The sequence below is a fragment of the Mucilaginibacter sp. P25 genome, assembly GCF_050859465.1.
Classification (GTDB): Bacteria; Bacteroidota; Bacteroidia; order Sphingobacteriales; family Sphingobacteriaceae; genus Mucilaginibacter; species Mucilaginibacter gossypii.
The window spans coordinates 244,567-271,122 of the sequence record NZ_CP193937.1; the positions used below are offsets into that span (position 1 = coordinate 244,567).

At 42.7% G+C, this 26,556-nt stretch carries 27 protein-coding genes and 1 pseudogene; 21 read left to right on the top strand and 7 right to left on the bottom strand.

From position 1 onward, the window contains the following. Nucleotides 1-77 precede the first annotated feature (77 nt). Both ACRQ5D_RS01205 and ACRQ5D_RS01210 read right to left on the bottom strand, forming a co-directional pair. Nucleotides 78-2,564 carry an outer membrane beta-barrel family protein gene (locus ACRQ5D_RS01205; protein ID WP_091166854.1) on the bottom strand — a complete coding sequence of 829 codons (2,487 nt, stop codon included), beginning with the start codon at nucleotides 2,562-2,564 and terminating at the stop codon, nucleotides 78-80. 147 nt (nucleotides 2,565-2,711) lie between these two features. Continuing rightward, nucleotides 2,712-3,125, bottom strand: coding sequence for an EamA family transporter (locus ACRQ5D_RS01210; protein ID WP_091166851.1), 414 nt, complete (start codon nucleotides 3,123-3,125; stop codon nucleotides 2,712-2,714). A gap of 147 nt (nucleotides 3,126-3,272) precedes the next feature. Between ACRQ5D_RS01210 and ACRQ5D_RS01215 the strand changes: the two genes are divergently transcribed. The 9 genes and pseudogenes from ACRQ5D_RS01215 to ACRQ5D_RS01255 all read left to right on the top strand — a co-directional run bounded on the left by ACRQ5D_RS01215 (nucleotide 3,273) and on the right by ACRQ5D_RS01255 (nucleotide 12,924). Next, nucleotides 3,273-3,950 carry a response regulator transcription factor gene (locus tag ACRQ5D_RS01215; protein WP_091166849.1) on the top strand — a complete coding sequence of 226 codons (678 nt, stop codon included), beginning with the start codon at nucleotides 3,273-3,275 and terminating at the stop codon, nucleotides 3,948-3,950. Then, a complete protein-coding gene (locus ACRQ5D_RS01220; RefSeq protein ID WP_091166847.1) occupies nucleotides 3,950-5,197 on the top strand; it encodes a sensor histidine kinase in 1,248 nt (415 codons plus the stop codon). The genes ACRQ5D_RS01215 and ACRQ5D_RS01220 overlap by 1 nt, the downstream gene beginning before the upstream one ends. A gap of 78 nt (nucleotides 5,198-5,275) precedes the next feature. Further along, nucleotides 5,276-5,623 carry a hypothetical protein gene (locus tag ACRQ5D_RS01225; protein ID WP_431198978.1) on the top strand — a complete coding sequence of 116 codons (348 nt, stop codon included), beginning with the start codon at nucleotides 5,276-5,278 and terminating at the stop codon, nucleotides 5,621-5,623. Between the two features lie 49 nt (nucleotides 5,624-5,672). Then, the gene (locus ACRQ5D_RS01230; RefSeq protein ID WP_431198979.1) at nucleotides 5,673-6,521 is read left to right on the top strand and encodes a TolC family protein; all 849 of its coding nucleotides are present in this window, start codon (nucleotides 5,673-5,675) and stop codon (nucleotides 6,519-6,521) included. Nucleotide 6,522: 1 nt separating this feature from the next. After that, the gene (locus tag ACRQ5D_RS01235; protein ID WP_091166844.1) at nucleotides 6,523-7,449 is read left to right on the top strand and encodes an efflux RND transporter periplasmic adaptor subunit; all 927 of its coding nucleotides are present in this window, start codon (nucleotides 6,523-6,525) and stop codon (nucleotides 7,447-7,449) included. A gap of 230 nt (nucleotides 7,450-7,679) precedes the next feature. Next, nucleotides 7,680-10,699 (top strand): annotated as a pseudogene (locus ACRQ5D_RS01240) (efflux RND transporter permease subunit). Nucleotides 10,700-10,755: 56 nt separating this feature from the next. After that, entirely contained in the window at nucleotides 10,756-11,757 is a 1,002-nt protein-coding gene (locus ACRQ5D_RS01245; protein ID WP_091166840.1) for a YncE family protein, read from the top strand. A 130-nt stretch (nucleotides 11,758-11,887) separates the two neighbouring features. After that, nucleotides 11,888-11,959 (top strand): hypothetical protein, encoded by a 72-nt coding sequence (locus ACRQ5D_RS01250; RefSeq protein ID WP_431200925.1) that lies wholly within the window; start codon nucleotides 11,888-11,890, stop codon nucleotides 11,957-11,959. Beyond that, complete coding sequence (locus ACRQ5D_RS01255) at nucleotides 11,956-12,924, top strand: fatty acid desaturase (protein ID WP_431198980.1); 969 nt, start codon at nucleotides 11,956-11,958, stop codon at nucleotides 12,922-12,924. The genes ACRQ5D_RS01250 and ACRQ5D_RS01255 overlap by 4 nt, the downstream gene beginning before the upstream one ends. Before the next feature lie 166 nt (nucleotides 12,925-13,090). On the opposite strand, the gene ACRQ5D_RS01260 is transcribed toward ACRQ5D_RS01255, so the two are convergent. The 4 genes from ACRQ5D_RS01260 to ACRQ5D_RS01275 form a co-directional block, all read right to left on the bottom strand. After that, the gene (locus ACRQ5D_RS01260) at nucleotides 13,091-13,468 is read right to left on the bottom strand and encodes a hypothetical protein (protein ID WP_091166835.1); all 378 of its coding nucleotides are present in this window, start codon (nucleotides 13,466-13,468) and stop codon (nucleotides 13,091-13,093) included. Next, nucleotides 13,459-13,950: a hypothetical protein gene (locus tag ACRQ5D_RS01265; RefSeq protein WP_091166833.1), complete on the bottom strand. Its 492-nt coding sequence runs from the start codon at nucleotides 13,948-13,950 to the stop codon at nucleotides 13,459-13,461. The genes ACRQ5D_RS01260 and ACRQ5D_RS01265 overlap by 10 nt, the downstream gene beginning before the upstream one ends. After that, nucleotides 13,943-14,287, bottom strand: a complete 345-nt coding sequence (locus ACRQ5D_RS01270) for an HAD family hydrolase (protein ID WP_431198981.1) — start codon at nucleotides 14,285-14,287, stop codon at nucleotides 13,943-13,945. Before ACRQ5D_RS01270 ends, ACRQ5D_RS01265 begins: the two co-directional genes overlap by 8 nt. Before the next feature lie 116 nt (nucleotides 14,288-14,403). Then, nucleotides 14,404-14,832 (bottom strand): HAD hydrolase-like protein, encoded by a 429-nt coding sequence (locus tag ACRQ5D_RS01275; RefSeq protein WP_432328372.1) that lies wholly within the window; start codon nucleotides 14,830-14,832, stop codon nucleotides 14,404-14,406. A 313-nt stretch (nucleotides 14,833-15,145) separates the two neighbouring features. Here ACRQ5D_RS01275 and ACRQ5D_RS01280 point away from each other — a divergent pair, with 313 nt between their 5' ends. The 3 genes from ACRQ5D_RS01280 to ACRQ5D_RS01290 all read left to right on the top strand — a co-directional run bounded on the left by ACRQ5D_RS01280 (nucleotide 15,146) and on the right by ACRQ5D_RS01290 (nucleotide 16,633). Next, nucleotides 15,146-15,589, top strand: a complete 444-nt coding sequence (locus ACRQ5D_RS01280) for a hypothetical protein (protein WP_091166828.1) — start codon at nucleotides 15,146-15,148, stop codon at nucleotides 15,587-15,589. A 190-nt stretch (nucleotides 15,590-15,779) separates the two neighbouring features. Beyond that, nucleotides 15,780-16,232: a hypothetical protein gene (locus ACRQ5D_RS01285; RefSeq protein WP_431198983.1), complete on the top strand. Its 453-nt coding sequence runs from the start codon at nucleotides 15,780-15,782 to the stop codon at nucleotides 16,230-16,232. After that, nucleotides 16,232-16,633: a hypothetical protein gene (locus ACRQ5D_RS01290; protein ID WP_431198984.1), complete on the top strand. Its 402-nt coding sequence runs from the start codon at nucleotides 16,232-16,234 to the stop codon at nucleotides 16,631-16,633. The genes ACRQ5D_RS01285 and ACRQ5D_RS01290 overlap by 1 nt, the downstream gene beginning before the upstream one ends. A gap of 355 nt (nucleotides 16,634-16,988) precedes the next feature. Here the strand turns inward: ACRQ5D_RS01290 and ACRQ5D_RS01295 are convergent, their stop codons facing one another. Continuing rightward, a complete protein-coding gene (locus tag ACRQ5D_RS01295; protein WP_091166824.1) occupies nucleotides 16,989-19,205 on the bottom strand; it encodes a putative Ig domain-containing protein in 2,217 nt (738 codons plus the stop codon). A 420-nt stretch (nucleotides 19,206-19,625) separates the two neighbouring features. On the opposite strand from ACRQ5D_RS01295, the gene ACRQ5D_RS01300 reads away from it, so the two are divergent. The 9 genes from ACRQ5D_RS01300 to ACRQ5D_RS01340 all read left to right on the top strand — a co-directional run bounded on the left by ACRQ5D_RS01300 (nucleotide 19,626) and on the right by ACRQ5D_RS01340 (nucleotide 26,543). Continuing rightward, nucleotides 19,626-19,862, top strand: a complete 237-nt coding sequence (locus tag ACRQ5D_RS01300; protein WP_432328375.1) for a hypothetical protein — start codon at nucleotides 19,626-19,628, stop codon at nucleotides 19,860-19,862. Between the two features lie 155 nt (nucleotides 19,863-20,017). Then, nucleotides 20,018-20,338, top strand: a complete 321-nt coding sequence (locus ACRQ5D_RS01305; protein ID WP_431198985.1) for a hypothetical protein — start codon at nucleotides 20,018-20,020, stop codon at nucleotides 20,336-20,338. 242 nt (nucleotides 20,339-20,580) lie between these two features. Beyond that, the gene (locus ACRQ5D_RS01310) at nucleotides 20,581-20,940 is read left to right on the top strand and encodes a hypothetical protein (RefSeq protein ID WP_091166816.1); all 360 of its coding nucleotides are present in this window, start codon (nucleotides 20,581-20,583) and stop codon (nucleotides 20,938-20,940) included. A 151-nt stretch (nucleotides 20,941-21,091) separates the two neighbouring features. Beyond that, nucleotides 21,092-21,358 carry a hypothetical protein gene (locus ACRQ5D_RS01315; RefSeq protein WP_432328376.1) on the top strand — a complete coding sequence of 89 codons (267 nt, stop codon included), beginning with the start codon at nucleotides 21,092-21,094 and terminating at the stop codon, nucleotides 21,356-21,358. A 443-nt stretch (nucleotides 21,359-21,801) separates the two neighbouring features. Further along, nucleotides 21,802-24,156 carry a TonB-dependent receptor gene (locus ACRQ5D_RS01320; RefSeq protein ID WP_091166813.1) on the top strand — a complete coding sequence of 785 codons (2,355 nt, stop codon included), beginning with the start codon at nucleotides 21,802-21,804 and terminating at the stop codon, nucleotides 24,154-24,156. A 3-nt stretch (nucleotides 24,157-24,159) separates the two neighbouring features. Next, nucleotides 24,160-24,798: a hypothetical protein gene (locus ACRQ5D_RS01325; RefSeq protein WP_432328378.1), complete on the top strand. Its 639-nt coding sequence runs from the start codon at nucleotides 24,160-24,162 to the stop codon at nucleotides 24,796-24,798. Continuing rightward, entirely contained in the window at nucleotides 24,690-25,607 is a 918-nt protein-coding gene (locus tag ACRQ5D_RS01330) for a hypothetical protein (protein ID WP_432328380.1), read from the top strand. The genes ACRQ5D_RS01325 and ACRQ5D_RS01330 overlap by 109 nt, the downstream gene beginning before the upstream one ends. A 20-nt stretch (nucleotides 25,608-25,627) precedes the next feature. Next, a complete protein-coding gene (locus tag ACRQ5D_RS01335) occupies nucleotides 25,628-25,831 on the top strand; it encodes a heavy metal-binding domain-containing protein (protein ID WP_432329680.1) in 204 nt (67 codons plus the stop codon). Nucleotides 25,832-26,249: 418 nt separating this feature from the next. Next, on the top strand, nucleotides 26,250-26,543 hold the full coding sequence (locus tag ACRQ5D_RS01340) for a hypothetical protein (protein WP_091166807.1): 294 nt from the start codon (nucleotides 26,250-26,252) through the stop codon (nucleotides 26,541-26,543). The last annotated feature ends 13 nt before the right edge of the window (nucleotides 26,544-26,556 follow it).

Sequence of the window (26,556 nt, forward strand, 5' to 3'; positions counted from 1 at the left end):
TAAACAAAAAACGCGATGATAACTCATCGCGTTTTTTGTTTTTAAAGTCCTCTCCTTTGGAGAGGATTTAGGTGAGGTTATTTCCCCTTATCAGTTTGAGGACCATTGTCACCTCCATTATTATCCTGCTCATTGTTTCTCTCTTTTTCCCGCTCCTTCTTAAATTCAAGCTTGCCAAACTTATAACTCAGGCTTATGCCGAACGACTGTACCGGCACTAATCTCAGGTTGGTTGAATAAAAGTTACTGCCAAAGGTTGATGAGCTTTGACTCACGTATTTGGCAAACGGATTGGTAGCCGTAAGGCCGATGCTCGCCTTTTTATTCATGAACATTTTGCGAATGGCAAAATTGTAGAATACAAATTTGGGATTAGTACCCTGGATGCCCTTTTGCGATGAGTTATAGTTACCAAAAAACTCCGCGCTCAAATCATGACCAAAGCTATATTGCGCGTTGAGGTTAAGGCGGTATGCGAAGGCACTTACATTGGCAAAACCCGGGTTGGTGCTGCGCCTGTCGCTAAAAATCATATTGGTACGCAGGCTTAGTTTACTGGTTACCGGTACCGAAGCATAAATATTGATACCGGTGCGCTCTTCCGAACCTATATTATAGCGCTGGTTCAATGACACATCGGTATAGGTAGTGCCGTTTACATCAAACGTAGAATAGAAGGTAGTGAACTGCTGAATATCATCGGTGTTACGACGGTAGAAAGCTGCTATGTTAATATTGGCGCCTTTATCAAATGATTTGTTATAGCCTAACTCAAAAAGGTCGCCTTTTTCGGGTTTCAGGTTGGGGTTACCTGTACTGATATTATGCGGATCGCTGATGTTCAGGAAGGGGTTCAGATCGCCATAATCAGGACGCTGGATGCGGCGTGTATAGCTCAATTTAACAGACTCAGCACCATTGCCAAATTTGTGCGAAAACACAAGCGATGGCGCAAGGATATTATAAGATGGAATATTTACTCCCTGAAAATCGGCCTTAGTAGTAGTATACTCATCTCTTAAACCTGCTTTCACATCCAAAAATTTATCAAATACCGACGCTGAAGCTGATAGGTAATAGGCATATACCTTGCGTTCATAAGTAAAACCATAGGTTTGATTTTGGTTGGGCACGAAAGCATTACCGCCAAAAAGGGTATCTGTCACCACATTATTATTGATGTGGTTAAATACAAGCTTACCACCTGTTTCCAGTGTAAAGTTTTTGCTTACCGGCTGGGTATAATCAACAGAAATATCGGTCTCCCTGTCCTTACCCGGATTGTTGTTGGAGATACCGGATGAGGTTATGCCCGAATCATAATCCTGCCGCTGAAATGAACTGAACGAATTACGGCCAAAACTTGATGAATATAATACATCAAGCTCCTGTCCTTCTTTGGCGAAAGTTTTTTTGTAATTCAAACTTACATCGGTTGAGTAGCCACTGAATTTACTGCTTGAGTTACGGATACTCCTGATATCAGATATCGGGTTACCTGCTGCGTCAACCTCGCTTTGATCCTGGTTGGTAATTCCGTTGCCATGGTTACCAAAATGATTAAAGCCCACACCTGCGGTCAGCTGATCTTTAGGGCTGATATCCCAGTTAAAATTAATGCCCGATTCATAACCGCTGCGTTTAAAATTATTGCTGCCCTGCTGAAAAAGAGTGGTCCTGTTAGCGGCCGAATCGGTTGATACGCGGTTACGGGTATTGGGTGCGTTACTATTGATCTGGGCGTTACCGCTAAAAAAAGCGTTAACCCCAAAATTGCCTTTACGGGCATTGAGGTTAAATGAGCCGTTTTCGCGGCGGGTACCTGCCGATAGGTTAACACTGCCGTTAACGCCCTGCACTTTGCTATCTTTTAAGATAATGTTTACGATACCTCCCGTACCGGCCGCGTCATATTTGGCGCCAGGGCTGGTAATCACCTCAATACTTTTGATCTGACTGGCCGGGATGCTGGCCAAAGCATCGGCAAGGCTGGCCCCAAAAATGCTTGATGGTTTACCATTGATCAAAAAACGGATATTGGCATTGCCCTGAAGCTCCACATTACCATCAATATCAACCGTGATCTGCGGTACTTTTTTCAATACATCAATAGCTACGCCGCCCTGTGCACTTAAATCGTTTTGAGGGTTGTAAACCATTTTATCTATCCGGTTTTCAACAGTAGGTACTTTGGCAGTTATGGTTACGCCTTTTAGTTCATTGGCAACCGGAGCTAATTTGATCTCGCCCAATGATACGGCTCCATCTTTAACCATTACATGTTCGATAGTTGCTTTCTGGAAACCTAAAAATTCGGCGGTTATTTTATACTCCCCGGCGGGGATGTTATTTATGCTAAAATTTCCTTTGGGATCGGTACTGATGCCATTGAAGGGTGAAGCAGCGCCTTGTTTAAATACAGATACGGTGGCATAGTCAACCGGCAGCTTGGTAGTGGCATCGGTAACTTTACCGGTGATTTTCCCCTTGGCTCCGGGGACAGTTTGGGCGTGTAAGGTGGTTATAAAAATAAAAGAAAATAATATCAAAAAAACAGACTTCATTATAAAATACGGGTGTTTGGAACCACAAATTTTATAAGAAAGATTGGATTAAATCTGAATTAAATGGTATTGAAGTGTATTTGTTACAATATGTTTTTGTTATGTATATATGCTTGTTACATTGTATATGAGCATGTTACAAAAAGATTAGAAAATCAATACAATTGTGCCGCCAATGATAAGCAGCGCGCCTATGGCATTTTTTAAAGTTAATGGCTCGCCCAGAAAAATAACAGAAAGCGCTATGGCCAAAGCAACGCTTAGTTTATCAACCGGGGCAACCTGGCTTACCTTGCCCAACTGCAGGGCGCGGAAATAACAGATCCACGAAAGGCCGGTTGCACAGCCCGAAAGAATGAGGAAAGTCCAGTTGGTTTTAGTAAGACTGCCGATACCGCCATGAGTCCCTTTAAAAAGCGATATGGCCCAGGCCAGGATCAGGATTATGACGGTACGGATGGCCGTAGCAAGGTCGGTATCAACTCCTTTAATCCCTATTTTGGCAAAAATGGCTGTAAGCGCCGCAAACAGTGCCGAAAGTAATGCGTAGATCCACCACATAATGATCCAATTTTGTTTTTAACTTGCAACAAGCTAAATGCAAATTTGCTTAGGTATTCTGTACAAAATCTGTGAGATAGCTGTTAGCCTCTGCTCAAAATCCAGAATCTGTACAAATTGGCGTTTTAACTTTATCAAAAAAACGTTTTGAAAATACTCATCATCGAAGACGAAGAAGGCCTGCGCGAAAGTATTGAAGAATATTTTACCGAAGCCGGCAACATTTGTGAAACCGCGGCCAGCTATGCAGCAGCCCTCGCAAAGGTTGAATTATACCGTTACGATTGCATCCTGCTGGATATCACCTTGCCCGGCGGTAATGGTATTGATATATTAAAAAAGCTTAAAGCCAATAACTACACCGATGGGGTGCTCATCATATCGGCCAAAAACTCGCTCGATGACCGCCTCCAGGGCCTTGACCTCGGTGCCGATGATTATCTGGTAAAACCCTTTCACCTTTCGGAATTGAAGGCGAGGGTATCTGCCATCATCAGGCGTAAAATGTTCAATGGCAGCAACGTGCTTAACTTTAACGAGCTCAGTATCGACCTGATGGCCAAAACCGTAGCTGTAAACGGCACGCCGGTAAAGTTTACCCGTAAGGAATTTGCTTTGCTTATCTATTTTATCTCCAACAAAGGCAAGGTAATTTCAAAAAACGCCATTGCCGAACATTTATGGGGCGATGGCATCGACCTGGTCAATAATTTCGACTTTATTTATTCGCACATTAAAAACATCCGCAAAAAAATAATGGAAGCCGGCGGTAAGGATTATATTTATGCAGCCTATGGTATGGGCTACAAATTTGCCGATCAATAATGAAGCTTTCGGAAAGGTATAACCGGGTAAATTTAATTGCTACTATCGTTATCATGCTGATAACCGGTGCCATTTATTACCAGGCCATCAGCCTCATCCTTACTAATCAAAAAGACAATTCACTTAAGGTTGAAGAGCAGGAAGTTTTTGATTACGTAAAGCTCAATCACCACCTGCCCCAGGTTTTCGCCTCTAAAGATCAGCAGATCACCTTTATTTCGGCCGAACCCAATTCCGTTAAACGCGAATTTTTTAACACTACTTATTACCGCGAAAAAGACGAGCCGGAATCAGGTCGCGGTTTGGTCAGTTCGGTAAAAGTTGGCGACAGGTATTATAAAATTCTGATAGTTGAATCAAAAGTAGAAACGGAAGATCTGATCCAGATCATCTTCGGCATTACCATTGGCGTTATCTTATTACTGCTGCTGGTGCTGGTAATTACCAATCGCCTCATATTGAGCCGGCTTTGGCAGCCATTTTACAGTATCCTGAGCGAGTTGAAACTATTTAACGTTACCGATAGCCGCGAAATGCCATCTCCCAATACCACTATCGACGAGTTTAACGAACTCCAGGCCGAAGTTACCGCCATGGCCGAACGGGTAAAAAAAGACTACAAAGACCTTAAAACCTTTACCGAAAACGCCTCGCACGAATTGCTTACCCCTATCGCTGTGATCAATTCAAAACTGGATACCCTAATCCAGACAGAAAACTTTAGTGAGCATCAAAGTAAATTGCTCAATGACCTTTACAGTGCTGTATCCCGCCTGAGCAGGCTTAATCAATCGTTGTTATTATTGGTCAAGATTGAGAACAAACTACTGAACGATCGACAGCACCTGGATTTGCAGGAACTTATAGATGATTTGCTGTATCAATTGGAAGATATTTTCAACGACAAAGAAATAACGGTTATTTCAACAATTGGCGAAAAAGAAATTGATGCCAGCAATTACCTTATTGAGATATTGTTAAATAACCTAATCATCAACGCTGTTCGGCATAACCGAACTAACGGCGAGATCATCATCAGCCTCACAAGCCAAAATTTAACTATCAAAAACACCGGTGAGCAAGTAGCCTTGAATCCTGAAAATATCTTTACACGTTTTCATAAAGCATCCACATCCGAAGGCAGCGGCCTGGGGCTCACTATCTCCAAACAGATCTGCGAAAGTTTGGGTTATCAGCTGGTTTACAGTTATGAAGAACTTTACCATATCTTCACGGTTAACTTTTAAATTTGTTACACTGCCCCTACCAATTTTTTCCAGAATTATCGTGTAGCTTAGCTATTATTTAACACAATACGCATTATTTTGACCATCCGGATAAAATGGGTTTTCGGCTTTTTATTTTGCCTGTTTAGTGCTGCTATACAGGCACAAACCTACAATCTTGAACATTACCTGGAGCTTGCCAAAAGCAACAGCCCGCTGTTAAAGGACCTGCAAAACCAGGTTGCGTCAGGCCAACTGGACAGCCTCCGGATCAGGGCAGGTTACAGGCCACAGGTAAGCGCTAACAGTGCCGGTCTTTACGCGCCGGTTGCCGGCGGCTATGGCTATGCCCCTGCTATAACCAACGAGCATACGCTTAATGCACTATTAGGCATCAATCAATCGCTGGATAGCAAAAAATATCGCCGCGCAGATCGACGCCGTTAAGCTACAGTCGCAATCGGTGCTCAATACCGCTAAAATATCCGAACAGGATTTGAAAAAAGCAGTCACTGCACAATACATCGCCGCATTTGGCAGCCTGCAGCAGGTAAAATTTAACCAGGAAGTGATCAGCCTGCTTAACCGGGAGGAAGCGCTGCTTAAAAAACTAACGCGCACCAATGTTTATCGCCAAAGCGATTACCTTACCTTTCTGGTTACCCTTAAGCAGCAAGAGTTAACACTGTCGCAGGCAAGGCTGCAATATAAAAATGACTATACAACGCTTAACTATTTAACCGGCATTGCCGATACCAGTTACATCGAATTACAGGATCCCGGTATTCAAAAAACTATCCGGGCCGATATCAGCAACAGCATCTTTTTCAACCAGTATAAAACGGACAGCCTTAAGCTGGTGAATAGCCGTTCATTAGTTGATTTCAGCTACAAGCCCAAGATCAACCTGCTGGCCGACGGCGGTTACAATTCTGATTTCCTGAGCGGACCAGCGTATAAAAATTTCGGGGCCAGCGTTGGTTTTAGTTTTACCCTGCCATTATATGATGGAGGCCAGCGTAAGATCCAGTACCGCAAGCTTTCGTTAGAAGAGGATACCCGGCGCAGCTATAAAGCGTTTTTTGATACCCAATACCGCCAGCAGATTGCCCAGCTAAACCAACAGATTGATGGTTCAGAGAAACTGCTAAACCAGATTGACGACCAAATGAAATACACCGAAAGCCTGGTAAAAGTTGACACCCAACTCCTGCAAACCGGCGATGTGCGGGTAGCCGACCTGGTGCTGGCGATTAATAATTATCTTGCTATAAAAAACCTTAAAACACAAACCAATATTAATAAGCTGCAGCTCATTAATCAGCTCAATTACTGGAATAAATAACATGAAATTTAAACATATATACCTGTTTGCAGGCCTTTTAACCTTGCTGTATAGCTGCAAAGGCAACACTCCTGCAGATGATGCCGGCGATGCAGAAACAGCAGCTCAAACGCCCGTAACCGTAACCACGGTTGCCAATAGTGCTATGGTTGATTACATTGACCTTAGCGCCACATCTGTTTTTCAACAAAAAAATGTTGTTAAGGCAAATGCCAACGGGTATATCCAAAAGGTAAATATCCTGCCGGGGCACTATGTAAATAAAGGCGAGTTTTTATTCAGCATAAAAACCAAGGAAGCGCAAAGCATTGGCAACAGCATCAATGTGCTGGATACTACGTTTAAGTTTTCGGGCGTAAATAAAATAAAAGCTGCCGGTAATGGCTACGTTACCCAACTCAACCATCAACAAGGCGATTATGTGCAGGATGGCGAGCAGCTTGCCGTGATCAGCGACCGCTCAAGCTTTGTATTTGTGATGCAATTGCCTTATGAACTGCGTAGCTATGTAAAAAACAATCAGGACGTACAACTTGTACTGCCCGGCGGTGAAAAACTTACGGCACAGGTAAGCTCATCAATGCCCGCTGTTGATTCATTATCGCAAACCCAGGGCATTGTGCTTAAGGTAAACAGCGCCAATCCCATTCCCGAAAATTTGGTAGCCAAAGCGCGGATCATTAAAACGATACGCCCGCATACGCTATCACTTCCAAAATCGGCCATACTAAGCAATGAAACACAAACGGAGTTTTGGGTAATGAAGCTGATCAATCCTACTACCGCCGTAAAAACTGCCATAACCAAAGGCATTGAAACCGGCGGCAGGGTGGAAATTTTAACCCCCAAATTTTTGCCAGGCGATAAAATTGTAGCAACAGGTAATTATGGACTGGCAGATACGGCTAAAGTGAAAATTGTAGAGTAAGCCCCTCTAAATCTCCCTTAAAGGGAAGACTTTTAAGAGAGCTTTAAAAAAGAGATCTGGACTTAGATAAATACAAGAAAACTTTCTGACCATCCCACGATCAGAGAGCTATTTTAAACCTTTCCGCCGATTGGCTGAGCGGGTTGAGTGGGGTTTATACTATGAACCAGCGAAAAAATTACTTCATAACCCACCGCAAGCCTTTAGGCCTGGTACTTGCCCTGATTATTATGGGCGGTTTGTTTGCCTATTCAAAACTGCAAACTTCGCTTTTTCCTGAAATCACTTTCCCAAAGATCAAAATCATTGCCGACGAGGGCCTGCAGCCGGTAAATAAAATGATGGTTACGGTTACCAAACCGCTGGAAAATGCCATTAAGCAGGTGCCGGATCTGCAACTGGTACGCAGTACTACCAGCAGGGGAAGCTGTGAAATTTCAGCACTGCTCAACTGGAATGCTGATATCGACCTGAGCCAGCAGCGTATCCAGTCGAGCATCGACCAGATCAAGAACGACCTTCCTGTCGATGTAAATATCAGCGTAGCCAAAATGAACCCTTCCATTTTACCGGTAAGCGGGTACACACTGGAAAGCCACAACCTGTCTCCTATCGAGTTAAGGCAATTAGCTACTTACACGGTAAAACCATTCCTTTCGCAGGTCGACGGGGTATCGGAGATCAGGGTGATCGGCGGTAAACTCAAAGAATACTGGCTCACGCTCGATCAGCAAAAAATGACCTCATTAGGCCTTACGCCTGATATTATCAGCAATACGCTTGCTACTACCAATTTTGTAAAATCAGAGGGTTACCTGTCTGATTATAAGCGCATGTACCTCACTGTTACTGATGCTACCATCAACGCCAAAGATCAGTTGGAAGACCTGGTGATCAGCAACAACCGCAAAAGGATAGTTCGGCTCAAGGATTTTGCAAGCATCCAGGTTAACGAAGGGATTGAATACACCCGCATCAACGCCAACGGTCATGATGGGGTACTGATAGCCGTAGTGAAGCAACCCAATGCCAACCTAATTTCGGTGAGTAACGATATGGCTGATAAGATTGACGCGCTGAAAAAACTACTCCCGCGGGGTATAAGTATACGGCCATATTATGTTCAGGCCGATTTTGTGAACGATTCGGTTAGGAGTGTGAGCGACAGCCTTTGGGTAGGCTTACTCCTGGCTATTATTGTGGCGGTTATCTTCTTAAGATCGTTCAAGGCAAGTATAACCATATTGATTACCATCCCGGTTACACTTGGGCTTACATTACTTATACTGTACTGGCTTGGCTATACTTTTAATATCATGACGCTGGGTGCTATCGCAGCATCCATAGGGTTAATTATTGACGATGCCATTGTAGTGGTTGAGCAGATCCACCGGGTACATGAAGAACACCCTGATGAGCTGAGCAGCCATTTGGTACGCAAGGCTATTGATTATCTTTTCCCGGCCATGGTGGGCTCATCTATTAGTACCATCGTAATTTTTATTCCGTTTGTTTTGATGACGGGTGTGGCCGGGGCCTACTTCAAGGTGCTTACCGATACCATGATCATTACCTTGCTGAGTTCATTCTTTGTAACCTGGATCGGTTTACCGGTAATTTACCTGCTCGTAACGCGTAAGCCTAAATTAAATACAGCAAAAGCCAAGGCAGAAGAAATACATACAGTTAAGCAACAAAAGTGGGTAAGCTTCTTTATCCTGCGCCCTTATGTAAGCCTTATCATTATTGCCGCGTTGGCTGCCGTAATTGTGATTGTGCCCCCATTGCTGGAGACCGGCTTCCTGCCCGATATGGACGAAGGCGCCATCGTGCTCGATTACAAATCGCCTCCCGGAACATCACTGGAAGAAACCGACCGGATGTTGCGCCAGATAGAAAAACAGATCATAAAACATCCGGATGTAACTGCCTATTCGCGCCGCACGGGTACACAAATGGGCTTTTTTATTACAGAGCCTAACAGCGGCGATTATCTTATCCAGCTAAAAAAGATCGCACCAAAAGCACCGAAGAGGTGATCAGCGATTTGCGCAAAATAGTTGAAGAAACCCAACCCGCGCTGCAGGTTGAGTTTGGCCAGGTGATATCCGATATGCTTGGCGACCTCACCACATCAGCCGAGCCTATCGAGATCAAAGTATTTGGTGATAATCAACAAACATTGCAAAACCTGTCAAGGCAGATAGCCGGGCTGGTTGAAAAAGTAAAAGGCACTGCCGATGTGCTGCCGGGTATTGTTATCGCCGGTCCTTCGGTAAGCATTCAACCCCATTACAGCAAAATCGCACAGTATGGAATTACCGCCGCCGATCTGCAAATGCAGATCCAAACCGCGCTGGAAGGTAATGTGATAGGCAGCTTACTGGAGAAAGAACAACTCTCACCCATTCGCATGGTTTACCCGGGTAACCGCTCGCTTAACGTGAATGATATCCATAACCTGCATATATTTTTACCCAACGGTAAACTCATCCCTATAACCGAACTTGCCTCGGTAGAGCTAAGGCCTGGCGATGCCGAGATCAACCGCGAAAACCTGCAAAGCATGAATGTAGTGAGCGCCCGGCTAGAAGGCAGCGACCTGGGTACTGTAATAACATCCATTCAAAAAACCATCCATGACAACGTAAACCTGCCAACGGGTTACCATGTGGAGTACGGAGGAGCTTACGCCCAGCAGCAGCAGTCATTTAAAGAATTGCTTATTATCCTGATAACTGCCTGTTTACTGGTTTTTGGTGTGATATTATTCCTGTTCAGGCAGTTCAGGATAGCACTGCTTATTTTGATGATTGGCATTTTAGGTATCGCCGGTAGCTTCCTGGCCTTATTTATTACCGGTACGCCGCTCAATGTGGGCAGCTATACGGGGTTGATTATGATTGTAGGCATTATTGGTGAAAACGCCATTTTCACCTTTCTGCAGTTTAAGGAAAGCGCTATCGAAAATGAAAATAAAAACATTGACGCCGCTATAACCTTTGCCATCAGTACCCGTTTAAGACCAAAACTGATGACCGCGTTGGGCGCTATTATAGCCCTGTTGCCGCTTGCTTTAGGCATAGGTGCGGGCGCGCAATTACATCAGCCACTGGCTATTGCGGTTATCGGCGGATTTTTAGCGGCGTTGCCATTACTGCTTATTGTTTTACCGGCAATGCTCCGTATATTGTACAGCAAAGGGTTTAACACCCATTTAAATGAAATTAATGAAAGCCACCGCGGTTAACACAGCATTTTTACAGATTCGGGACTTAATTTCATGGCAATAAACACTCCCGAAAAATGAAAAAGCAAATTTTGGCCGTAGCCTTGCTCATAGCAGGTATAGCTCCTTTTAAACTGAACGCGCAAACCTATGTGGCCGATAAAACCATCGCGCTACCGGGTGATGGAGGTTACGATTACCTGGCTATAGACAAGATCAACCGCAACCTGTATGTATCGCATGGCACCGCTGTAAATGTCATTAACCTGGATACCGAAAAGCCGGTTGGCGTTATTGATAACATGAAAGGCGTTCACGGCATAGCCATAGTAAATAAACTTAATCGTGGTTTCATCAGCGATGGCAAGGCAAATGGCGTAGTTGTTTTTGACTTAAAAACTTTTAAAACCATAACTACCATTGCCCTTACCAATGCTAATGGCCCGGATGCCATTATGTATGACCCCTACTCCGACCGGGTGTTTACCTTTAACGGCGAAAGCAATAATTCATCGGTAATTAACCCGGCAACGCTTAAACAGGTTGGCACGGTTGCACTTGGCGGCGGCCCCGAGTTTGCAGTATCGGACGGTAAAGGTAAAATCTACAATAACCTTGAAGATAAAAGCAGCCTGAATGTTATTGATAGCAAAAGCCTTAAAGTGGTTAAAAACTATCCCCTTGCCCCCTGCGGCGGCCCAACAGGCTTAGCGCTTGATGCCGCTAATCAGAAATTGTTTACCGTTTGCCGCGAAAATAAAGGGGTGAGTGTTGTTGATATCAAAACAGGTAAAGTGACTGCTACCCTGCCAATTGGCGCGGGTGTTGACGCGGTAGTTTATGACCCTGAAACCAAACTTATATTTTGCTCATGCGGCGATGGCACCACTACCGTCATCAAACAAAAATCGGCTGATGAATATGAGGTGATCCAAACCCTAAAAACTGCCGAACGGGCCCGCACGATGACACTTGACGCCAAAACCCACAAAATTTATTTAAGCGTTGCACAGTTTGAGCCCGGTACACGTAAAGCCATTCCAAATACTTTTAAGGTGCTTGTTTTTAAGCAAAACTAACGTAAATTATGTATAAAATTTATATGAAATGATCGTGAAGATTTTGTTTATTCCTAATATTGCTAATTAATTTTTACAAAAAAATGAACTTTTGCGCACGTTATCGTTATATTTAACGTTTTAACACTATATGATTAAAAAGACTGATTTTGTTTATTCCCAGGAGTCTGAACCTCATCGTATCCGCACAAAAAAATCTTGAAGGAGTTTCCGCAATTGCGAAAGCTTATTGGTAAAAACCCCGCAACCATATGGGCCATTATTGGTTTAGTAGCTTTCCAGGTTGTTTTAGCCTGGTTTGTACGCGACCAGTCATGGTGGATAGTTTTCGGAGCGGCTTATTTGCTCGGCGCTTTTGCCGATCATGCGCTGTTTGTAATGATCCATGAATGTACACACCAGCTGCTGTTTAAAAACCGCAACGCAAACCGTTGGGCATCCATGTTTGCCAATTTACCGCAGATATTGCCAAGCGCTATTTCATTCGAAAAATACCACATCAAGCATCACTCTTTCCAAGGTGTGCATGAGCTTGACGCCGATTTGCCTAACCGCTGGGAAGCCAAACTGATCAGCAATTCATTTTTTGGTAAAGCAATCTGGCTGCTGTTTTTCCCGGTATTTCAATTGTTTCGCCTTTCACGTTTAAGGGAAATCCATCCTTTTGACGGCTGGATCCTGACAAACTGGTTATTACAGGCAGCATTTACAACCGCTATCGCTTATTTCATGGGCTGGCATGCAGTAGCGTTTCTGCTGTTAAGCTTTTCTTTTTCAGTTGGCCTGCACCCGCTGGGCGCCCGCTGGATCCAGGAACATTACCTTACCGTTACCGAAGAACAGGAAACATACAGCTATTATGGCAACCTTAACGCGGTAGCATTTAATGTGGGCTTCCACAATGAGCACCATGATTTCCCTTCTATCCCATGGAACAAGCTCCCCGAGATTAGGAAAACTGCCCCGGAATATTATGATACATTATACTATCACACCTCATGGACCAAACTGTTTTTCCAGTTTTTGTTCGACAGGGAGATCTCGTTGTTTAACCGCATCCTGCGTAAAGACCGTGGCCGCGTAGCGCTAACAGATATTTCAAAACCGGATATTGACCTCAGCAAGTCCGAAGCCACAAAGCCGGAGCTTATTGATGTTGAGAAATAATAAAAATGAGAAAGGGCCTTGAAAAAGGCCTTTTTTTATTGGTAGCACATTGCCGACCCACGCCCAAAAACATTTCAGATACTGGCGCATATGCAGCGAGGGATTGAGATCCGGATACCCGTGACTACTTATAGAACCGCACGATTACGCAACACGGGAAGTTAATTTACCATAAAACTTTTAGTGGTTTACCCATAGCAATCACACTGTCTTTTGAATTAACACACAAATTAAGTTTATATAATGTATCATTGAGTCTAAATTTGTGAACAAACACACGCGTATCAGATGACGACAACCTATCCAGTTCTTGGGGGCTTATAATTATACCAAACTGAATCTGCGACTTTAGATCCAAATGTCCTAATTGTTGCACATCAATATATTCATAATTTTTATAAACAGGAAAGTTCTCTTTTACAAAACCTTGAATATTACGTTTCAACGGAATTTCGCGTCTAACTGCGTAAATAGTTAAGCCAATTAATAATAGTATCCCGAAAACAACTTTTATGCTTCGAATGTAAGGTTTAATCAAGCCCATTTTAAAAGTGCTATATATAAAACAAAAAATATAGATATTAAAGGGTAGTAAAAAAACCAATATTTTTTATCGGAATCTACTTTCAATCCAAAAAATTTAATATGGCTTGCGTCGCCTATTTTTGAAGTCAAATTAATCTCAGGATGAGTTGATTGAATTAATGTTTCGATGTCCAATGCATGCTTAACAGATCCTTTTAATAGCTTATGGTACCAATATTTGTCCATAAAGTAAAATGCACACATGATTATCATACCAATTAATGCCGCTATGGCCGAGGAGGGAATAATATAACCATGAAGATCTATATTAATTTTTTCCTTTAATAAATAGCCTATTCCAGCCATTATGCCGGTAAATAAAGTTAAAGTATAGTTTCTTATTTGTAATTCAATATCATTAAAATGCTGTTGAACATCAATAGTCTTTTCCCATATTTTTAAAGTATTATCAATACCTTGACGAGAGTTTTGATTAGGCATCTGCAAACTTAGTGAAGCGAAATAATGTTATTAATTCATCAAAAGATTTTAAAGTATAATCGGGAGAGGGTATATCTAATTTTTGAGATTTAAATTGCTTCTCTCTTTCCACATCTCCCGGTGACCAATGTGTAACTTCCTTTAACAACTCATATCTATCACCGTCGATTATATGCCCATATTCCGCATGTACACTCGTAACACCAGCTTGCTGCGCCATATAAATATCTCTATCTAATTTATCTCCAATATAAATACTTTTACTTTTATCTGCGTTAAAATCTTTAATAATAGTATTTAATATTTCAACATTAGGTTTACGAGTTTCTTTCGGCAAGGTTTTAATTTCTGTTTGCTTAAGATCCCAATAATCTTCTGAATAGTGTTTGTAAACCGAACCAGGAATTTGATAACCTTCGGGAGAATATACGGTATCGATAATAGTATCTAAACCTAAGTGTTTAATACGATACTTGGTAAAAAAACATTTGATTCAGTAAACGCTACTATTTTACTGCCTTGATTTTTAATAAACTTTAATGTGTCTATAACGCCCTCGTAAGCAGTTAAATTATTTTTTTTATTAGAATTATATTCATGTAATATACTTTTTTTACCGTCAACAACCTCTTCAAAAATCGGATAAAAAGACTGATTAATAGATGGCAACTCTTTATAAATAAACGACATCTCCGTCGTTCCATATTTTTCATGAAGTGCTTTAAACTCCTTTTTTAAAATATTTATGTTAATGCCGGTTTCTTCAACTATTCTATTTAGATACGGCATAAATGATTGATACCACATCTCCAACCAATCCCATATTGTGTCATCAAGATCAGTTATCACGAAATTGATATCTTCTTTTTTTATTTGCTCCATATTTAGATAGATTACTTGTTTTATAAACTAAAGTTCTGAATTATAAAATTATAAAGATTAATTTAATTAAAGCTAATATTTTTAGCAATTCTTTATATCCTCTTGTAAATATAATTTGGGGGGCTTAGCCAATGAAGTTACTAAACTTAAATGGCTAACCACCGATTGCGCTGCACTAAACTTTCGGCATGTACCATTGAACATGACCGCAATTTTATTACATCATGGTTTAGCATTATCAATGTCAACCATTTCGCATTCGCCCTTGCATCTTACTAACTAATTTCCGTATTTTGCTAATAAAATTAGCAAAATGAAACAAGTAAGTGTGATAGCCCAGCTCGTGATTTTTAGTCGTTATATCGGTCAGCAGGTTATGATCATTAGTCTTTTAAACAATAGCGAAGTGAATATTGGCGTCCTTACCGGCGTAAAACATAATGCCATAGCAGTTAGTATTGACGATGTAATACGCTGGATCCCGCTTTATGACAACTTTAAACTTTGTGAAATTAAAATACTTTTAAAGCCCTTAAAAAAACTTACGCCTAATGTTGTTTCCGCAGCAAACGAACTGCCTGTAAAAGCGTTCATCACTCCATACTACCAGCAACTGGGCTATGATATGCCTGTTTTTATTGAACCCGGGCACCCCTGCAATTGCAAATATGTTCAGGAACTTGAACTGGCCGATTACCGTACCCCTGCAGAAATATTCCGGCAAAGCGCCTTATTACATGCCTTTGAATCGGCATAAATGTTTCGTGGTACGAATATTGTGTACCATTGCCCTGTTTGTTATATAATTTTCATATAGTCGTAACAAAATCAAATAATTAATGTCAACTTCATACTAATGCGCTTTATTTGCGTTATTGTTTGCAAGAAACAGAATGAGCCGGTCAAAAAAATTAAATATACTCTTACCCATTGTATCCCTACTTTTCATGGGGGCCTTCGCCAAGCACAGGCTGCTCGACAGGCAGGACATTACAGGCACCCTAAATGATAAAGAGATGGATGAAACGTCGGGTATTGCGGCGTCATCCATTAGCCCCGACACCTATTATGTACATAACGACAGCGGCGATACAAGCCGTTTTTTTGCTATAACAGCCGAAGGCAAACTCAAATCAACCATTTATTTTAAGGGTGACAGCACTCAAAAGCTGGGCGTACAGGATTGTGAAGATATTGATGTTGGCCCCGGACCGGAAAAAGGTAAAAGCTACGTTTACCTTGGCGATATAGGCGATAACAATCAAAACAGGCCATATATTACAGTTTACCGCATGGCCGAAAAAAATCATGGGCTACAGGCGATAAGGCTATTACAAACACACAAGCTGTACGGGCAGATTTTAAATATCCGGATGGCCCCAAAGATGCTGAAACTTTGATGATTGACCCGATAGGCAAGCAATTGATCATTGTAAGTAAAAGGGGTGATACCGTTGCGGTTTACACCAGTCCGTTAAAATACCAGGCCAATACAACAACAGTATTAACCAAACGCTGCAAATTGTACTTCGCGGGCTTTAAACCTTTTAAATGGATCACAGCCGGCGATATCTCTAAAGACGGGCAGCAGATCCTGCTAAAAAGTTACGACAAAGTTTACTACTGGCGCCGCCAGCATAACGAACCCATATGGGAAACTATGGTACGCAAGCCACAGGAACTTACCTACAAAGTTGAAAAACAGGGCGAGGCGATAGGTTTTCAGCCCGATGGTAAAGGCTACTACACTACAAGTGAAGGAGTTTTTTCGCCGGTATATCATTACGATGTGCCAAATTGATTTTCAAACTACGTTATATAAAAATGGCCTTTATCGAATAGATATAGGCCATTTTTGCTATCAACGTCCCATCAGGGTCTCTCGCAGAGGACCCTGATGTATACGTCATGCAGATTGATATACGCCAGATCAGCTGTTCTAACCAAAACGCAGTGAACCTCAAGGTCCTCTGCGAGAGACCCTGAGGGGACATGAAACGATGTGCCAAATTGATTTTTATAAAATCAGCTAATCAAATAAAAAGCGTCATTGCGAGGTACGAAGCAATCCCAAACTATACAGGGTGGCCCTGCTCATCGGGGATTGCTTCGCACCTCGCAACGACGCGTGTTTTTTATCTCCCTACCCTAAATCCTTACATAACCCTAATAAGCTTTACGCCATGCGGTGGGATTTTGAAAGTATATTTGTGGTTAACCGCTATCAGGTATTTCTGTTCCCAAACATCACGGGCTTTGGTAAAGCCTTTTAACAGCTTGTCATTAGCTTCCAGGTTAACAGTTTGATATTTATCAGATGTGTTAAAGAAACCTATTGCTTTTTCGCCTTTGGTGAGCTCTTTTACCCAAATCTGCTGCTCATCTGTTTTAGAAGCCTGTCTTGCACCTTTGCCTAAGGCATCCTGGTCAATAGCCAGTACTTCATCATTCGTTAACAGGCTAAGCGTAAACCTGTCCAGGTGCCCCATATCGCAGCCGATTAACAGCGGCGCAGACAGCAGGCTCCATAAACTGATGTGGGTATATTGCTCATCATAAGTTAAACGGCTATTGTGCAGGCTTGGCCCCCAGCCTACTTTGCCTACAACCAGCATATCCGGATCATTAAAATGCCCCGGACCAGCGTAAGGCGAAGCAGGATCCTGGCTAAAGCCAATATCACTCATACTTCTCCAGGTATCCTGGATATCGCCGGTGGTACGCCAGCTGTTGCCGCCGGTTTCGGCACCCCATTTCCAAACATCACCCCAGCCGTACTGGCAAAAACTGAACATAATATCGCGGTTTACCTTATTTAAAGAGGTGCGCATTACTTCATATGGTTTCTTAAGTGCAGGCAGGTCGGGATGCGGAGGGGTAACTTCCGAGTAGGAGCACCAGTCGTATTTTAAATAATCAAAACCCCAGTCGGCATAAGTTTTGGCATCCTGGTCTTCATGCTGCCAGCTGCCCAAAAAGCCGCCGCAGGTGCGCGGGCCAGGCGATGAATAAATCCCGGTATGCAGGCCAAGGCTGTGTACATAATCAGTTAAACCTTTCATATCCGGAAACTTACTGTTAGCTACGATGGCACCATCGGCAGCACGGTTTTCCGCCTCCCAGCCATCGTCGATATTGATATAGTTCCAGCCATAAGCACTTAATTTCTCCGACATTTCTTTAGCCGAGATCTTTACTTTTTCGTCATTAACGCTCAAGCCCCAGGCATTCCAGCTGTTCCAGCCAAGGGCCGGGGTAAGGCCAATTTTATCGCCAATGCTAATAGTTAGTGTTTTGGTTTTATTGCCTAAGCTATTGGTAACGGTAAGCGTTACAGGATAATCTCCCTTTTGGCTTACCACACCCGAAATGATACCCGTTTTAGCATCAAGCGTTAAGCCGGCAGGCAAGCCCGCAGCTTTATAGTTAAGCGGCTTTTTACCGGTTGCCGGGATCAGATAAAGGAAAGGGTTACCAGGCCTTGCACCGTAAACATCGGCTCCGTTAATTTTTGGCCTGGGCGATGGGTAAGGCGTAAGTACATAAGGCGTAGTTTCGGTTTTAACAATCTCTTTACCAGATTTTTGATCTGTAAAAGTATAAGCTATGGTATACGATTTTTTTGCTAACCGGGCTATCACAAACGAATAGGTAAAAGGCTTGCCTGTGGTAAAGTTTGCAGGGTTTGTTTTTTCGTAGATTACGGCGCCCGTTTCAGGATCGGTAACTTTAAAAGCCAAAGTACCCTGGTACTGGTATTTATTGGTGGTTACCAATTTAACTGATTTGGCCAGGCTGTTATTTTCCTGGAAACTAAAATCGCCATCGGTATTAACTGTAACGTGATCCATTACATCGGCCATGGCAATAGAAAAGTTATCGCCGTAAATACCACCGTCGCCCCCGGTATCGTAAATACGGATGGCCAGTACGTTTTCTTTATCCCACAAAATTGCAGGATCTGAAGCCGGGATACTATAAGTGCGCGGCCCGTAATTGCCATCTTTAATGGTTCCGCTGTGACCGCCATATTTGGCGATAAGCTTTCCGTTTAAATACACTTCGTCGTTATCATCAACACTGGCCAGGCTTAAGCGGAGGCTATCTTTTAAATAGGCTTTCTCCTTAAGCGATGAAGGGATTACTACGTGGATACGGTACCAGCCGAAGCCATCGTAATTAGGGTGTCCCTGCGGTTCCCAGGAATGGGCGACATCAATGTTTTGCCAGTTTTGATCGTTAAAAGTTGGGGACGACCATTGGGCAGAATCACCCACGGCAAATTTCCAGCCTTTGTTAAGCTGAACATCCTGAGCCGAAGCGCCCAGATATGTACCACCCAACAATAGCAATGCGGTAAAAATTTTCTTCATTATTATAGGTTGTTTAAAAGTGAAAAGCGAAACAGGATTTCGCCCGGTTAGTATGCAGATTTAAAGGTACAATCATTTTGAATAATTGGAAATGTATCATTAACATTTATTTAGAGATAGTCAAAAAATGCTCCTAAATACAAATGAAAGTAAAAAAACAATCCAGCATTAATTACCTGGCTGTTATAGTACAGTTTTTGTTCATAAATCGATAATACTGCAGGCAGTAAATTTAATGTACAGTTTACGTTTTGGTTTAATATCGATTTTACATTTACCGATGAAAACAACAGCTATGAAAAAGACTTTTTAACCTTAGCCCTTGTAATAGTTTGTATTGCGGTTTGCTTTGCAGCCATTGCCGGAATTGCCGGAAAGTGGGAAGGCAAGCTTGAAACAGAAACCGGTGAAATTTATCCATTGCTTTATAATTTTCAGATTGATGGGGACAAACTAACCGGCACAGCCAAAACACCTAAAGGCGATATGCCGATTGAAGACGGCAAAATAACGGGCGACAGTTTCAAATTTACCGTAAGCATCGAAGATATCCACATTGCCCATACAGGCAAATTCTATGGCGATTCGGTAGGTGTTGATATTGAAGCCAATGGTTCAAAAGTACATAGCACTTTAAAAAGAGCTCAACAACCTTAATTTCCTGATTTAAGAATTACATGATATTTAAATTTCACATCATAAAATATCATGTAATCATTTCATCCTAGAAATCAAGGTGCTTATATTTATAAACCAAAATTCACATTTATGAAAAAAAGATTTTTACTACTACCTTATTGGTAAGCTGCTTTATGATATGTCTTGCAGCTATAGCTGATCTTAACGGCAAATGGGCAGGCAAATTAGTTACAAGCGACGGCCAGGAATACCCACTGCTTTATAATTTTAAGGTTGATGGCGATAAACTGACCGGCACAGCCTTAACTCCGGAAGGCGACGTTGACATTAAAGAAGGCAAAACCAATGGTACCGACTTTTCATTTACAGTAGCCACCAGCGGTATCGTGATACCTCATACAGGCAAATTCATGGGCGATTCGGTTAGCGTTGAACTGGATATCAATGGCTCAAAAAGCAGCTCGGTATTGAAAAGATCGGTTGAAAAGAAATAACCTTATTTGATAACAAGATAATCATGCTGAACTTACTTCAGCACCCCACTTGCTAAGCAAGCTTGCATGGTCTGCCTGTCTCGTGGGATCCTGAAACAAGTTCAGGATGATGTATCTTAAATATCAAAAAAGAAAAACCTTACCCGTCCGGTAAGGTTTTTCTTTTTTTAAACTTAAAGGCAATAAAATTGTATATAGTTTAAAATTACAGCATATAGGTATCTGCTTAAACTATATCAACAATGAAAAAAGAGTTCCTGGTGATCAGTGCGTTTGTTATTATTACCGCTTTCAGTTTTATTTCGATGGCCGATATTAACGGCAGATGGATAGGTTCATTAAAACTTCCCGGAGATGATCATTTTCCATTAAGCTACACTTTTAGGATCGATAGCGGCAAGCTTACCGGCACCGCCCATGCGCCACAAGGGGATGTAGCGATTACCGACGGCATGATCAACGGTGATAATTTCTCTTTCAGTATCCCGGTACCGGGAGGCAGTTCGCCCCATACGGGTAAAGTTTATCAGGATTCTATTGGTATGGACCTGGTTTACAAAGGCCAACACCTGCATGCTACGTTGAAAAGAGACAAGTCTTGAGTCGAAAGTACTAAGTCAAAAGTCTTTAGTCGGGTTATGCATTTAGATTTTTGAACTTAAGACTTAAAACTGAGACTTCCGACTTAGTACTTTCGACTTAAGACTTAGAACTAAAGTTGCTTATTAAACCCACAGGGCGTACCTTTGCGCCATGCTGCAACGTATTACAGCCTATTTACTCATCTTTTCACTGATCACGGTCAACTTCTCGCGTTTTTTTATTTTCGCGGGTTTTGAGCTGAACAGGAATTACATTGCTACCAAGCTTTGCGAAAACAGGAACAGACCCTGGCTGCACTGCGATGGCAAATGCTACTTCGCGAAAAAGATCAAACAGGCAGAGGACAAGCAGGCCAGCGACAGAAAGGCAGTCGCAAAAGAGCCTCTTTCAGGAGGTTTATGTCATCAGTTCAACTGATGTAAAATTCCACTCCAGCCTGTTGCAGGTTATTTCAACCCCTTACACCCCCACCGTACCGGCCGATCGCCCGGCTACGATATTCCAGCCTCCGCAGTTAGGATAATCATTTCATTTTTATTGGTTTTGATTGATGGTATGGTGTGAAAACTATGTCATTGCGAGCGAAGCGCGGCAATCTCATGCTTTACAAAGTAAGCTTTTTTATCTTTTGCGATAGGATCGTATCTGCTACGTATGATCGGTTTTAAACATTCCGTCATTGCGAGGTACGAAGCAATCCCAAACTATACCGAGAGCCTTGCGTAGCCACCCTGCTGATCGGGGATTGCTTCTTACCTCGCAATGACGGGTAGAAGACACCTTTACACTCTCCTATCAATCAACCCACACTCTACTCTACCCATTTTTACACCGGGAAGCAACTCCCGTAATAATATATAATGAAACGATATTTAATCCTACTTATAACTTTTATACTCGTTAAAACCCTGGCTCACGGCCAAAACATACAGGGCACCATAACAGATGCCAATACCCACGAAGCCATCGCGGGTGCATCAATTTGCAATGCCGATGCAGCTACAGGTGCAAAGCTTGGCATGACTAATGCCAAAGGGCAGTTCAGCATCAATACCCAAGGCATTATCCGGCTTAAATTTGCCATGGTTGGTTACAGCGCGCGCATTATTGAGGTATCTGCCATAAAAGGCCAAAAGCTTGATATTGCCTTAGAACCTTCTACTGTCGATCTGCAACCTGTGGTAGTAACCGCCAGCCGCGAAGGACAGGCAAGACAGGACGCACCTATCGCCATCAGCAAAATTAATTCTACCCAAATTAAGGATACCAAAGCCACTGCCCTTTATCAATTGCTGAACAAGGTTGCAGGTGTTTACATGGTGAATTTGGGTAACGAACAGCACACCATGGCTATTCGTCAGCCTATAACTTACAATGCACTTTACCTGTATATGGAAGATGGCGTACCTATCCGCCCTACAGGCATCTTCAACCATAACTCGCTGTATGAGATCAACATGTCGGGCGTTAAGGATATCGAAGTGATCAAAGGGCCGGCATCATCGCTTTACGGCAGTAACTCCATTGGTGGCGCGGTTAACTTTATTACCCAGGGCCCGCCTACAGGTTACGCCGGCAATGTTTCTGTTCAGGGCGATAATTATCATTACCGCCGTGTTGATGCCGACGGCGGTTTTACCCAGGGCAAATTTGGTTTGTATGCAGGTGGATATGTAGCCCATCAAACCGATAGCTGGCAGGATTATTCTGATTTTGATAAGTACTCGGCCAATTTTAAAACTACCTATGATTTCAGCGCCAAAACTAAACTTACCACTTCAGTTGCTTATAATTATCTGAACACCCAAACTCCGGGTAGTTTGGACAGCGCCCGGTTTTATGACCGTAGCTACGGCTCCAACCAACGTTTCACCTATCGCAAGGTAAAATCGTTTCGTGCCGGCACCCGTCTGGATCATCAGTGGGATGACAAGAACAGCACTTTTGTAACGCTCTTTTTCCGCAATAACTCTACAGCGCAATTGCCAAGTTACTATATCTCCGACGTGCGCGACGCTAACGGTGTTTACAAAAGCAGCAACGGCCAGGTAAACGATCAAAAATTCAACAGCTATGGCTTACTGGCACAGCACCGGGTTGATTTTGATTTCCTGCATTCGAGGCTCATTGGTGGTGTTTATATGGATGACAGCCCGAGTTCATATTATGCCCAATATCTTGATATCACCAAAGATGTAGCTAACAACTATTACACCAGCTTCAGTAATACAGGCAGGTACATTGACAACTACAAGATCAAGTTGTTCAACACCGCGGCTTATGTCCAGTATGAAGTCAAGCCTACTGAAGCATTGAGGATTGTTGGTGGTTTACGTTATGACAGGGTTCATTACAACTTTGATAATGAGATCCCGGCCGGACAAACCAAGTATAAACAACAGGAAACCAACAATTTTAATATCGTTGCTCCCAAATTGGGCATCACCTATAACTTTGGCAATAACAAAGGTATTTACGCCAACTATAGCGTAGGTTTCCAACCACCAGAGACAGGTGATTTGTACAGTTCACGTCAGCTTACCCAGCTTAAACAGGCCACTTTTGATAATTATGAAGCGGGTGGCTGGTTTTCGGCGTTTAACAAAAAGTTGTATTTTGAGTTGAGTATATTCGACCTGGAAGGCCATAACGAAATCATTAACCAATTGCTACCGGATAACACTACCCAGAACCAAAACGCAGGTGCAACACGTCACCGGGGGATTGAATACTCGGTTACTGTGGCCCCGGTTAAAGAGCTTACCTTCAGGTTTAGCGGTACCAATGCCAAACATACCTATGTTGAGTACAGCGAGGTGACCACCAATTACACCACCGGCACCAACACGGTAACCAACTATGATGGCAAACGCATGAACAACGCACCAGCCTGGATTGCCAACTCCGAACTCACATACAAGCCGCAGTACTTTCCTGGTTTCAGGATAGCAACAGAGTGGCAGCACATTAATCAATACTACACCAACCCAGCCAATACCAAAACTTACTCAGGTTATGATATTTACAACCTGCGTCTGGGTTATGATGTAAAAAGCAGCGTATTAAAAGGCGCGGGCATCTGGTTCAATGTGCTTAACTTAACCAATAAGCTTTACGCTACAACAGTAACCAGCAGCCAGTACGGCGATACCTATAACGCCGCGCCGCCACGTACTTACACCCTGGGCATCAGTTATTCATTTTCAAAATATTGATCAATGGCATCAGCAACAGTAAAAAGCAACTTTTATAAATGGCACCGGGTGCTGGGCTTAACAGCCCTCATCCCGGTGATCTTCTGGACACTGAGCGGTCTTTCACACCCATTCATGTCAAACTGGTTCAGGCCTTCAATTGCGGAGGAAGTGTTCAAACCATTGCCTCAAAGCCAGATGAAACCGGTACTCAGCATTCAGCAGGTATTGGATAAAAATAATATCTCCGTTATCCGAAACTTCGGACTGATTAACTTTAATCACAACACCTATTACCAGGTGCTGGATAAAGATAGTGTGTACAATTACTACTCGGCCAATGACGGGGTATTGTTAAAAGATGGGGATAAGCTATATGCCACTTATCTTGCCCGCTATTTTACGCAGGACTCAACATCTAACATTAAAAAGATCGCTCTGCAAACAACATTTGATGGGCAATACCAGCCCATCAATCACCTTTGCCTGTTTGGAAGATTAGCTTTGACCGTCCCGATGGCATGGACATTTATATCGAAACCAGTCAGAGCCGCATGGGTACATTTAACAATAATACCCGCAAGGCTTTCCTTTGGCTGTTTGAACAATTCCATACCTGGCAGTTTTTGGCTGATATCGGCGGCGATATTTTCCGAAATGTAGTATTACTCATCATCATGGTGGTAATGCTGTTCGCCCTCATCAGCGGCTTAACTGTTTATGGTTTAATGTGGAAAAAGTTTAAATCCGTAACTCAAAAGCGAAAAGAAAATGGCGGTGAGGACAAGCGCATCGTTCATCGTTATCACCGGCAGATAGGCCTTATCGTTTCCTTTGTGATGTTTACTTTTGTGACCAGCGGGGCATTCCACCTTGCGGTAAAGCTGCATAATACCGAAACGCCTAAAGCCGACTATGGACAAGTGATCGACAGGAAACAGCTGGCTATCTCCAACCTTCAGCTTCCTGTTGCCGATAGTATCATCAAGAGGATAGCCGTGGTTAACTTTGGTGGCAACAGCTATTACCAGGTAACTGATAATAAAAAGCAGATCTCCTACTTTAACACCTTAACCGGCATAGAACAAATTAATGGAGATGAGGATTATGCCCGTTTTTTAAGCACCTACTACCATACCAGCCTTGATGCTGATAAATTTTATGGCAGGGTAAAAGTTAACCAGGTAAAGCAGTTTGATAACGAGTATGGTTTCATCAACAAACGCCTGCCGGTTGAAAGGGTAAGTTATGCCGACGGCAGCAATTGGTATATTGAAACTACCTCATCAAAACTGGCTACAAAAGTTGCAGGAATTGACAGGGCCGAAGGGCTTTCTTTTATATTTTTACACAAATATTTCGGCATGACCTGGGCGGGTAAGGATATCCGCGACATAGTGAGTATACTGGCCTCTTTAGGTGTGCTGGTAGTATCGTTGTTCGGGTTGGCCTCATTCATCAAAAACAAATAATCAATGAAAAAAGCTTTATCATTTTAGCCTTAGCCGGCCTTGCCCTTGGCGCCTGCAACAGTGCGGTTAAAAGCACCGGCAAAACCGACACCACCTCAACAGTAAAGAAAAAAGGAAAATACACCTGCACCATGCACCCCGATCTTACGTTTGATAAACCCGGCACCTGCCCTAAATGCGGCATGGCCCTGGTTGAAAGGGATACAACGGAGGATAAGAAATAGTAAAAGAAAAAATGTCATTGCGAGGAGTAGCATAAGCCAATGCAATGAGGCGACGCGGCAATCTTTTAGCTATACAGGGCGGCTATGCATTAGCTACGAGATTGCCACGCTTCGCTACCCATGACAACTTAAAACGGTGTCATGGGTAGCCTGTCGAAGCATGGTGGGTAGGCCTCTGCGCGCGAGTCTTCGACAGGCTCAGACTGACAGGCTCTCTTTTGTCATTTCACTTTCAGAGGCCTCCGGATTTAAACACTCGCAATGACATATTTTTAATTTTTTCAGCTTGCACACGTTGAAAAGGTGTGCAATTTCTATCCGTAACAATTACAGCTTCCACCCGTCTCATACTTACAAACAATACAACTTATATCCCGTTATACCCCCTGTTACAAATAAATCACTAATTTTGGCGCTGATGAAAAAGGTGGAAGTATTAAAAATGATTGACCTGGTTGAAGAGATCAAGAAACTTGATGATCTCATACAACAAAGCCGTAAGAAAAAAACTTCTGACTTTGTAATCAACCAGTACGAGGCAAAAAAACTTAAGCTCATTGGTTCAACCATCACTGAACTGGCTTCCGCTCCCATTCAATCCATCGAAAGCTACCAGCTTATTCAAAAGATCCTGAATAAGTATTACCCCAACATTTCTGAAGACGCTCTGCTTAATGACGATGACATCAGCAAAATAGCAACCGCTATTTAATTAAAGCCGCTTG